This window comes from Desulfovibrio sp. ZJ369 (assembly GCF_011039085.1).
Lineage (GTDB): Bacteria > Desulfobacterota > Desulfovibrionia > Desulfovibrionales > Desulfovibrionaceae > Desulfovibrio.
This window is the reverse complement of the sequence record NZ_JAAKEI010000054.1, coordinates 1-11189: the sequence shown is the minus strand read 5'-3', so window position 1 is coordinate 11189 and position 11189 is coordinate 1. Positions and strand designations below refer to the sequence as shown.

The window sequence follows — 11189 nt, the reverse complement described above, 5'->3', positions numbered from 1 at the left end:
AATTGCCTGGCTGTTGCTTTTCCATCAAGATACGCATGAACAGCCTTGGTTCGGATTTCTTCAGATGCAAATTTCATCTCTGCAATCTAAACGATTTCTAAATAAAATAAAAGTCAAATTGCTCTAGGGCGTTTTGCTGATGTGAAGACTTTTTCCTTTTTTCTCTTGATAAGTCCCAAAAATTGGGACACAGTAGACCCATGTGGATAATCCAATACACAAAAAAAGCCGCCCGGCAGGCCGAAAAGCTCCCCAAGGGAGTGCGCGAAACCCTTGACGCTCTGGTCAGGGAAATGGAACTGCTCGGCCCGGTGCGCGGCGCCTGGCCGCATTACGGCAAGCTGAAATCCACAATCCACCACTGCCATCTGAAACGCGGCCATCCTACCTATGTGGCCGTCTGGCAGGAAGTCTCAGGAACCATTCAACTCATAAGGATTATCTATGCAGGCACTCACGAAAAAGCCCCCTACTGAGCCCCGCGTGCTGACCGTGGCCTGCCCGCCGGACGCATATCAGGACGTGCTGGATTTTCTGGCAAAAGCGGGTTGCGTCATTGATGAAGGCGTCAGCCCGTCCGTGGTCTTTCCGGATCGCAGCCCCGGCACGATTCTGCGGGGCCTGCGCCACCGGGACGAGCTGACCCAGGCGGAACTGGCCGCGCGCGCGGGCGTGCCGCGCAATCACATCTCCGAAATGGAGACGGGCAAGCGGCCCATTGGCAGGCAGACGGCCCGCAGATTGGCCGATGTGCTGAATACCGATCCCCGCATGTTTTTGTCGGCCTAGCGCGTTTTGCTCATGAAATTAGCAAAACGCTCTATGCCTGGCTTTGGCCACTCCTCTGGTGGCTGGACAAATATTGCCCAATCCACATTTGACGCCTCCCGTGTCGTACCAACCGCAGAAGAAAACCGCCCTGTAACTATGGCCGTGCTCTACCTGATCCGGGCCCGGCCCTGACACTTGCCAATCAGGCAGGAAGGGCTTATCTGAAAAGGGAACCCCGGCCCCTGCTACGAACAGGAACCGGGGCTGGCACGGCGCGGTGAGCGCCCCCGTGCACGGCTACCGATACGGGTTACTTTTTTCGACCCCGGCCCACCGCTAATGGGCCGGGGTCAACTCTTATCTGGCGTCAGACGTCAGTAAGAGGACAAGGGCCATAGCGACAGTCAGGACGAAAACAAGTTTCCGCATGGCTGCGCCCTCCTTTTCCGTTTGCGCCGTGCCGACGCTTGGGCCAGAGGGTAGCCGTGCCCGTTCCGTATATTCAGATTTCCCGCACCCCACAACGTCTTTTCAGGCCGACGCGCCTGCCCGGAACTGTTTGCGCTTGTGGGCGGCGCTGGGCGCGGCCAAACCGCTCTACCGCAGAAGAAAACCGCCCTGTAACTATGGCCGTGCGTTACCTGATCCGGGCCCGGCCCTGACACTTGCCAATCAGGCAGGAAGGGCTTATCTAAAAAGGGAACCCCGGCCCCCTGCGTCAACAGAAACCGGGGCTGGCACGGCGCGGTGAGCGCCCCCGATCTCACACGGCTACCAGTGCTTTAACCGTTTTCGACCCCGTATCAGTTCGCTCCTGATACGGGGTCAACTGCTATATGGCGTCAGATGTCAGAAGCACGACGAGTACCAGCGCGAAGAGCGTGATCAAAAACAGACGCGACATGGCTGATACCCTCCTTTACCCTTGCGGGAGTCATGCGCCGTGCCGACGCTCGGAGGGTAGTCGTGCAGATTTTTGCATACCCGTTTTTATCTTGATTCTCAAGGCAAACCGTGCATTCCCTGCCTGTCGAGAACCTGCCCGGAACTGTTTGCGCTTGTGGGCGGCGCTGTGCCGGATCTGGTGTAGCGGCATCAGCAGTCTTTGAGCGATGCATCCACGCAGAGAGAGCGGCAGGAGCGTATGGAGGCAGTTATTTTACCAATCTGACTTTTTCATCCTGCCGCGTCGTACCCACAGCAGAAGAAAACCGCCCTGTAACTATGGCCGTGCGTTACCTGATCCGGGCCCGGCCTGACACTTGCCAATCAGGCAGGAAGGGTTTATCTGAAAAGGGAACCCCGGCCCCTGCGCGAACAGAAACCGGGGTGGGCACGGCGCATAGCGCCATGCACGGCCACCTGCAACAGGCCAAGTCTTCGACCCCGTATCTGATTGCGCAGATACGGGGTCAACTTCTATCTGGCGTCAGAAGCCAGCAGCATAACCAGTATCAGCGCGATGATCGCGGCAAAAACCAGCTTTCGCATGGTGATACCCTCCTTTGCTGCCAGCGCCGTGCCCAGGCGTTAGCGTTCAGAAGAGTGACCGTGCCCGTTCCTTATATTCAGATTTCCCGTACCCCACAACGTCTTTTCAGGCCGACGCGCCTGCCCGGAACTGTTTGCGCTTGTGGGCGGCGCTGGGCCGGATCTGGTGTAGCGGCATCAGCAGTCTTTGAGCGATGCATCCACGCAGAGAGAGCGGCAGGAGCGTATGGAGGCAGTTATTTTACCAATCTGACTTTTTCATCCTGCCGCGTCGTACCCACAGCAGAAGAAAACCGCCCTGTAACTATGGCCGTGCGTTACCTGATCCGGGCCCGGCCTGACACTTGCCAATCAGGCAGGAAGGGTTTATCTGAAAAGGGAACCCCGGCCCCTGCGCGAACAGGAACCGGGGTGGGCACGGCGCATAGCGCCTGGTTACACGGTCACCTGACGAAGACCAGCTTTAGGCCCCGTATCTGGTGCGCAGATACGGGGTCAACTGCTATCTGGTCTCTGAGACCAGCAGCAGGATCAGTATCAGCGCGAGGATCGCGGCAAAAACCAGCTTTCGCATGGTGATACCCTCCTTTGCTGCCAGCGCCGTGCCCAGGCGTTAGAGTTCAGAAGAGTGACCGTGCCCGTTCCTTATATGCAGATTTCCCGCACCCCACAACGTCTTTTCAGGCCGACGCGCGCCTGCCCGGAACTGTTTGCGCTTGTGGGCGGCGCTGGGCGCGGCCAAAACGCTCTACCGCAGAAGAAAACCGCCCTGTAACTATGGCCGTGCGTTACCTGATCCGGGCCCGGCCCTGACACTTGCCAATCAGGCAGGAAGGGCTTATCTGAAAAGGGAACCCCGGCTCCTGCGTCAACAGAAACCGGGGTGGGCACGGCGCATAGCGCCATGCACGGCCACCTGCAACAGGCCAAGTCTTCGACCCCGTATCTGGTTGCGCAGATACGGGGTCAACTTCTATCTGGCGTCAGAAGCCAGCAGCATAACCAGTATCAGCGCGATGATCGCGGCAAAAACCAGCTTTCGCATGGTGATACCCTCCTTTGCTGCCAGCGCCGTGCCCAGGCGTTAGAGTTCAGAAGAGTGACCGTGCCCGTTCCTTATATGCAGATTTCCCGCACCCCACAACGTCTTTTCAGGCCGACGCGCCTGCCCGGAACTGTTTGCGCTTGTGGGCGGCGCTGGGCGCGGCCAAAACGCTCTACCGCAGAAGAAAACCGCCCTGTAACCATGGCCGCGCGTTACCTGATCCGGGCCCGGCCTGACACTTGCCAATCAGGCAGGAAGGGTTTATCTGAAAAGGGAACCCCGGCCCCTGCGCGAACAGAAACCGGGGCTGGCACGGCGCGGTGAGCGCCCCCGTGCACGCTACCGAGTCAGGTTACAACACCTTTCGGCCCCGTGTCAGTGCCAGCTGATACGGGGCCAGCCTTTTATGGCCGACGGTCGCCCCGCAGCAGCAGGGCGAGGAGTACCAGCAACACTAGAGCGTTTTGCTAATGAAATTAGCTAAACGCTCTGGCGACAGCGTTAGCTGGTGCCCGCGCTGAATGAGCGTCCAGACCGCGTTCTGGACGCGAAATGATGACAAGGGCGCAGGGTGCGCGTACACCCTGACCCCGGCAGAAAGACATTCGCCTTTTCGATGATTTTCTAAAAAATTCGTTTTGAATTTCATATGGTTATAATATAATTTTCATTGAAAACGTGAATGTCTCCTTGAGGCATCTTGACATTTGTTGGAAAGTATGCATATGCTGATTTTCCAGAAAATATCTCACCATCTTTCCCTCCCTTGACTTACCTTAGCACTGGAGCAACGCATGGAGACCTTCGGACGACTTCTGACGCCTGAGGAGCGGCAGCAAACCAAGGCGCATTTTTCAAAAAATGAGGGATTACGCTGGGATGTGCATGACATGGCCGAGTATGTCAAAAAAGGCTTTGACGCCGTTCAGGCGGATGAGGAGTCCTTTAGCAAAATAACAAATGGCATTCAGAGCCTGGGAGGTGCCAGGGCTCATGAGTGAGGGGAGAGAGGAAGACATTCTCGACTTCGTGGAAAAACCGATCCTCCTTTACGAGACCCTCCGCAGCTGTTCCATCAAGGTGGATCTCACCGTCTTGGACGAGTGCTTCTGCCAGGTGGAGGATTCGTTGGATCATAACTTTCGTTCCTTTGAAGCGCCGGAAGGATATGAGCCAAGCCCCTTCAAGATGGCTGGTGTTCTCTGCTTCTGGCTGCGCAAGCTCAAGCCGTTCTCCGTCCCGGGAAAAACGGAGGAAAATCGTTTTATCAACGAAACCGTGGCCTTCCTTGTGGGCTATAGCCTGGTCTTTCAATACGCAAAAAGCAAAACACTCCATCGGCCAAAAATCAGCGACACGTTCTTCCATGATATGGTGACCTCGCTGCGCTATAATTCCCACTCGCCAAACAGCGCCGCCTTTCTGTTTGAAGGGCTGTGCCTGTAGCCGCAGGCTGACCCCGGCACTTCCGGGGCCATTCTGAGTACTGTTCCTGCTTGCGGCAGGTCCGCGCCCTCGCCCCGGACCTGACAGTAAAATGTCCTCCCGTGTTGCGGGAGGACATTTTTTTTTATCAGCTCCGGGGCAAGGTTCGCTCAGGCCGCGGAATAATTTTGCGCAGCAATTCTCGCAGGCTCGCCTTTTTTCTGCTGTTCCTCCAGTCGTGCCACCCGCGCGTTGAGGGCGCTGTTTTCTTTCCAGAGGCGGCGGTTTTCCGCATTCAGTTCGCGCCGTTCTTCTTCCAGCTTTTCCAGCTTTTCTTCCAGCTTCAGGCAGCGCGCGCAGTAGGGCGCGCTCTTCCGCGTTTCCGGCGGCTCTGTCGGCGGCTCTGTCGGCGGCTCTGTCGGCGGCTCTGTCGGCGGCGCTGTCGGCGGCGCTGCTGCCGGCGCTGCTGCCGGCGCTGCTTCCTGCTTTTGGGGCGCGGCGGGCGCGCCGGGGGCGCGCAGAGGCCCGCGCCCGGAAAGCAGCCATTCAACTGAAAATCCGGTCTGTTGACAGATTTTCAACGCCACATCCGTATTGGGCAGATTTTCGTCCCGCTCATAGCCGCCCAGTGAACCTTTGCTGACGCCGATCAGGGCCGCGAAAACCCCTTGCGAGGTTTTCCCGCGCGCCAGGCGGATGCGGGCTCCCAGCGTGTCCGTCTCCATAGAATAAATTTCCATCGCCCGGAAATTTATCCTATCTGGCTGAAATTTTGGATTAAAGAACAGAATTTCAGGGCAAGAAATAGGATAAATTTTACTTTGGGGTCAATATTTCAGTTGTGCTGACCGAAATATTGATCTAACCATAAAGCGCGGGCGGTAAAGGTTTCCGATTCGCAATCCGACTTTACCCGTCCCGCACGCGGAAAGCAATGTTGCTTCCTTCCGTCCGGTCCGCGCCTTTGGCGCAGGGCCGCCGGCGGAGGGACCAAAGCGTTTTGCGCATGAGCGCAGCGCAACGCCCTGGCAGGAGCCATGCCAGCCGCAGCGGCGCGGGCGAAATGCACTTTCGCCGCGAAGCGCCGGAGCGGGCGTTTCAAAAGCCCGCGAGGAGGTGCAGGGAGGCCATACGCTGACGCATTTTCAGCCCGGAGCATCGACGACGGTTCTCCGGGCGGGGGCTTTTTTCTTTGGTCCTTTTTATAGCCGAAGGCTGATTGCAGGCGCGCCGCAAGCGCGTGGTCTTGCCATGCGGGTTTGCTCCGGGCGCTGACGGGCCGCGCCGGAGACTTTAGAGCGGTTTGCCAAGGAAGGTCAACAATTACAAGGAAGGTCTGATCATGCAAATGACACAAGGCGCATTGGGATTTTTGATCAAACGCTACAGCGCGGTGCTCAAAAAATGCCGCATGCTGAACCTGCTCGGCAGCCTGGCGCTGGCCGGCGCATTGACCGTGGGCGCGGCCGGCCTGGCCGTGGCGGCGGATCCGGCTCCGGCGGAGGATCCGGCTCCGGCGACTCCGTCGTATTCGGCTCCCTGGAATAATCCTGGGACCGTAACCCTGGGCACCGGCGCCATCGACACTGAGGTCAGGGGGGGCGCCAATCCCCTCACCCAGAACCAGGAAAGATACTATGGGAAAAACGTCAACACCACCATCCTCAAAATCAACGACGGGGGGAAGCTGACGCTGGAAAACGGCGATCGGGTCGTGCATTACTACAACCCCCCCCTCCCCAGCAACGTGCCGGCTCCGACTCCCGCAATCAATGGTATGACTGTGGACATGACCGGCGGCACGGTGACGATCACCACCGGCAGCGTCGAATCCCCCGCTTTGTCCAGCATGGATGTCGATAAATTCAACATTTCCGGCGGCCAGGTGACGCTGACCGGCAATACAGGCAACGCCTGGACGAAGGCCGCCTACATCGGCGCCTACAATGGCATGACGATCGGCGGCACCGCTAAGATCAACATGGGCGTGAACAGCGAGCTCTTCGCCGGAGACTACCTCCGCATTGAGGGCGGCACCATCACCATGGAGGGCGAGATCACCGAAAGCGACGCTAAAAACGGTTTCGGCAACAACGCGGCCCATATCATGTTCACCAGTGGGGAGAACACCATCAGCGGCGGAACCATCACTGTGTCCGCGACCAAGCGCGGCGTGATGACCGCCCCGACGCTGAACATGACCGGCGGCATACTCAACGTGGAGGCGAATGCCAAGCTGCTGCTCCAGCCGAACGAGGGCGAAGGCAGTGTCGTGTATTTCGACAACGATGACGACACCGGCAAGTCCGGCGTTTTCAACCTTTCCGGCGACAGCACTCAGGTGAACGTGGCCGAGAACGGCGCGTTCTTCGCTCCCTATACCCAGATCAACCAGGACGGCGGCAAGCTGACCGTCAAGGGCGCGCTCTGGACGCAACCGATCAACTATGAGGGCGATTTTTTCCGTAGCGGCTACCACCTTTCCAAGGGCGAACTTGAGATCGAGGGCAACGGCAGCCCCGATGGCCTGAGCAACGGCACCCTGCAGACGGGCATGCTGAAAATCAGCGGCGGCGAGGTTACAATCAAGGGGACCCAGGGGGCGACCAAGACTCCCTGGGTGAACGGCCCCTATTTGCTCGGCACGCACGGCGCAGATATTTCCGGCGGCACAGTGACTCTGAACGGCCCCGTCCATATTGCTGCCGGAGCTAAAACTAACGAAACCAGCCAGTTTAACATTTCTGGCAACGCCCAGATCCTCATGACAGGCCATAACCCACTGATCCGTGCCTCGAACCGGAGAGTGTCCCTGAATATCAAGGACACCGCCAGCATTACGGTCGGCACGGCCGGCACGCCCAGCACGCCCACGACCGGCTACATCGTGTCCCGCATGACCAATATGAGCGGCGGCACGATCACCGTGAACAGCGGGAGCACGCTGATCGTGGCCGGGGGGGCCAAGAAGGGCGCTACAGGCGCTACATATGATGTGGCCGATGGTATCGCCAATATGACTGATCAGGGCGGCGACTTCAACCTTTCCGGCGGCAAGATCACCGTGGCCAGCACGGGCAACCTGGACTTCGTCACGGGCAAGGTGAACGTGATCCAGACCGGCGGCGAGCTCAACTATACCGCCGGCGACTCCAACAAACTGGCCTTCCACGGCCTGACCGTGGCCGGCGGCACGCGGACGGGCATGGACAATCTGACCGTGGAGGCGGAAGGGACTGTCTTCGGCTCACGCGTTCCAGGCGTGAGCGCCTCCACCCTGACCGTGGGCGCCAGCGACAAGGCCGGCGACCTGGGGCTGACCAAGCTGACCCAGACCGGCGGCAAGGTGAACGTGAACAACGGCACGCTGACCGTGGTCACGCTGGACCAGCATACCGGCGGCCTGATCACTGTGGGCGGCGCGGGCGCTGTGGGCACGTTGAAGGTGACCGGTGAAGAGGCCGACTCGCTGAAGAACGTGGCGTATACTACAACAGCCGGCATCAAGGTCGATAATCAGGGCACGCTGGAAGCGCACAGGAAGGCTCTGCTCAATGACGCTCTCGACAGCCTTCGTAATGCCGGCACCCAGCACCAAATTGAGGTTGCGGCTGGCGGCACCCTGAAAGTAAACGGCCTGACCTCCGATAACGAGTTCACCAAGGCGGAGGCGGACGCCCTCAAAGGCGCTATCATGAGTGGGGACAGTAAGGGCATACTGGATCTGGGCGAGGCGACCGTCAAGCTGGCGACGAACGACGACGACGGTACCGTCAAGTTGACGGAGATGGCGGGTACGACCAGCACTGCCTTGAAAGATGCCTCGGCCTCCGGGACGGCAGATGAGCTGAAGGCCGCCACCGGCGCTGTCAAGGATGTCACGGTGACGAGCGGAGTGCCGGCGGGGAATGAGGTGACAGTCGGCACTGGCGGCGGCTCCCTGCAACTGGTCGGCTCCTCAACTGAGGAAAGCGCCCCCCTGGTGAAAAACACAGAGAATGAAGCTCTTAATCTCAACGTGGCAAATAACGCCGCTCTGACCCTTGGCGATGCCGGCAAGACCAATAAGGGCACAGTGGGCGATGTGGAGCTGGGCAATGGCAGCGCGCTTGATGTCAAGGGCGTCGAAGGCGCTGCATTCACCACCGGCAAGATTGAGGGCGCGAGCGGCGCGGTTGACGTTGCCGGCGCAAGCCTGGCAAGCACTGACCTGATCAACGTGGGCACAGTCGATGTCGCCAACGGCGGCGCTGTGACGGCAGCAAAGGACATCACTGCCGCCACGACCACCCTGAACAACGGCACAATCAAGTCCGAGACCGGCAAAGTGACCCTGACGAACGGCGTCAGCAACGCCAGCGGCGCCATTACGGCCAGGGGCGACATCACGACGACCGCGGCTAATGCCAGCATCACCGCGGCCAACGACGGGGAACTGGACCTGAATGCCGGCGGGAACATCAGCACCGGCAACAATGGCAGCATCTCCGCCACCACTGTCACGGCCGGCGGGAACATCACCGCCGCCGGCACTGGCAGCATCACCGCCGCCAACGTTAGCGCGGGCAAGTCCATCAACGCCGACACTGGCAGCATCGCCGCCGCCAACGTCAGCGCGGGCGAGAACATCACCGCCACGAACGTCACCGCCACCGGCAACGTCGTCGCCACTGGCGACATCACCGCCACCAACGTCACCGCCGCCAGCGTGCAGGCCAACAAGCTGGACGCCAGCGGCGCTGTGACCGTGACGGGCGGCAGTCTGAATCTCACAGGTACGGACGCCAGCGAGGTGAACTCTCTGGCCCTGAACAACGCGCAGGGCAGCACTGTGGGCGACCTGACCGTAGCCACTACGGTCACCCTTACCGACGGCACTGACCTGACCGCCGGGACGCTGACCATGACCGCCGCCGCCCCCGGCAGCCCCACCAACAACCTGACCGTGGGCAGCGCGAACGACGAGAGGGGCGGCACGACGCTGGTGGTGGAGAAGTTGAAGCTCGCCGGCAACTCTCTGCTTCTTGACCCGGCCTGGGGCAAGGATTCCACCAGAGTGGCCGTGATATTCGAGCCCACGGTACCTACCGATCCTGATGTAAGCATCATCGACGGCAACGTGGGCGTGGGCATGAACTCCATGGCCGCCATCGGCACCACGAACAAAGACTGGCTGACCGGACATGTCAATGCCGTGACCAACGGCAATGGCCTGAGCAGGGACGGCGTGGATTCCGCTCTGGGCATCTTCACGCCCCATCAGCTGGACAGCACCAAGAGCATCCAGGTGAACGGAACCAAGGCCCCCAGCGCCACCCCCGCCGTCAACTTCGATTTTGAAAACAACACGCTCAAGTTCTCCCCCAACTCCCTGCTGGTGGTCAATGCCGAGGCGGCTCTTGATCCGGCCGGCGCTTTGTCCGCCGAAGACTTCACAACAGCCACCATCGAAGATGGCGCGAAACTGCGCATTGCGGGCGCGGAAGTGGGCCAAAAGTACAAGGTGCTTGGCACGAACATCAATACGGAGACAGGTGGCACCGTCCATCTGACCGATGGCGGCTGGAGCGGCGCCAACTTCAGCACGGACTCCCCGATGGTGGGGACCGGCGTGTTTGACCCTGCCACCGGCACCATCACGCCCACGCTCGAATCGGCCCACAAGGTCTTCCCCTCGCTGGACTCCGAGCTGGCGGACCTGGTGGATGCGGGCTACCTGGCTCACGAGATCGGAACCGACGACAAGTATGTAAATGCCGCCGACAAGGGCGCGCGCTTCCTCTCCCGCGCCACCAGCACCGACTATCTGGGCAACAACACCGAGCAGGCTGCCGTGACCATTGAAAGCGCGGCGCGCATGGCTCTGCTCGGCGCGGTGCCGCAAATGACTCTGGCGGCCAACAATGCGGCGGGCAATGCCGTGACCCAGCGCACCAGTCTGGCCCAGCCCGGCGGCAACGCCATTCAGAGCATGGCTTCGGACGGCTCCGTGTCCGGCGCTTCCGCAACCGAGGTCGCCAAGAGCGGCTTTGCCCTCTGGATCATGCCTCTGTACCAGAGCGCCAACGGTTGGGGCCTGGAAGGCGGCAACTTCAATATGGACTACAGCGGCGGCCTGGGCGGCGTGGCCATTGGCGCGGATTACACCTTTGAGAACGCCATCCGCGCGGGTATCACCTTCAACATCGGCGGCGGCTATGCCACTGGCTCCGGTGATTTCAACGAAACCACCAATGACATGAGCTTCTGGGGCATCGGCGCGTATGCCGGCTGGACAAAGAACAACTTCGGCCTCACCGCCGACGTGAACTACACCTCCACCTATAACAAGCTGGAACAGGAACTGCCCGCGGCCATGCAGATGGACAGCCTCAAGAGCGACGTGACGGCCTGGGCCATCAGCGCGGGCCTGCGCGGCGAGTACAAGTTTGAAACCAGCGTGCTGGACATCATCCCC

The 11189-nt window shown here is 60.0% G+C and carries 6 protein-coding genes; 5 read left to right on the top strand and 1 reads right to left on the bottom strand.

The window, feature by feature from the left end:
* The first annotated feature begins 200 nt into the window (after positions 1 to 200).
* From G7Y51_RS12095 to G7Y51_RS12080, 4 genes are all read left to right on the top strand, one after another.
* Positions 201 to 476, top strand: coding sequence for a cytotoxic translational repressor of toxin-antitoxin stability system (locus tag G7Y51_RS12095; RefSeq protein WP_165177840.1), 276 nt, complete (start codon positions 201 to 203; stop codon positions 474 to 476).
* On the top strand, positions 445 to 789 hold the full coding sequence (locus G7Y51_RS12090) for a helix-turn-helix transcriptional regulator (RefSeq protein ID WP_165177838.1): 345 nt from the start codon (positions 445 to 447) through the stop codon (positions 787 to 789). Before G7Y51_RS12095 ends, G7Y51_RS12090 begins: the two co-directional genes overlap by 32 nt.
* Before the next feature lie 3312 nt (positions 790 to 4101).
* Positions 4102 to 4308, top strand: a complete 207-nt coding sequence (locus G7Y51_RS12085) for a hypothetical protein (RefSeq protein ID WP_165177836.1) — start codon at positions 4102 to 4104, stop codon at positions 4306 to 4308.
* Complete coding sequence (locus G7Y51_RS12080) at positions 4301 to 4753, top strand: hypothetical protein (protein ID WP_206214334.1); 453 nt, start codon at positions 4301 to 4303, stop codon at positions 4751 to 4753. Before G7Y51_RS12085 ends, G7Y51_RS12080 begins: the two co-directional genes overlap by 8 nt.
* A 149-nt stretch (positions 4754 to 4902) precedes the next feature.
* Here G7Y51_RS12080 and G7Y51_RS12075 read toward each other — a convergent pair whose 3' ends face one another.
* Positions 4903 to 5457: a helix-turn-helix transcriptional regulator gene (locus G7Y51_RS12075; protein WP_165177832.1), complete on the bottom strand. Its 555-nt coding sequence runs from the start codon at positions 5455 to 5457 to the stop codon at positions 4903 to 4905.
* A gap of 617 nt (positions 5458 to 6074) precedes the next feature.
* On the opposite strand from G7Y51_RS12075, the gene G7Y51_RS12070 reads away from it, so the two are divergent.
* Positions 6075 to 11189: hypothetical protein (locus G7Y51_RS12070; RefSeq protein ID WP_165177830.1), on the top strand; the 5115-nt coding region annotated here is incomplete at its 3' end.

What these genes read in the sequence shown, in the direction of transcription:
- G7Y51_RS12095 (WP_165177840.1), top strand. Translation starts at nt 201, where the DNA reads ATGTGGATAATCCAATACACAAAAAAAGCCGCCCGGCAGGCCGAAAAG.
- G7Y51_RS12080 (WP_206214334.1), top strand. Translation starts at nt 4,301, where the DNA reads ATGAGTGAGGGGAGAGAGGAAGACATTCTCGACTTCGTGGAAAAACCG.
- G7Y51_RS12090 (WP_165177838.1), top strand. Translation starts at nt 445, where the DNA reads ATGCAGGCACTCACGAAAAAGCCCCCTACTGAGCCCCGCGTGCTGACC.
- G7Y51_RS12085 (WP_165177836.1), top strand. Translation starts at nt 4,102, where the DNA reads ATGGAGACCTTCGGACGACTTCTGACGCCTGAGGAGCGGCAGCAAACC.
- G7Y51_RS12075 (WP_165177832.1), bottom strand. Translation starts at nt 5,457, where the DNA reads ATGGAGACGGACACGCTGGGAGCCCGCATCCGCCTGGCGCGCGGGAAA.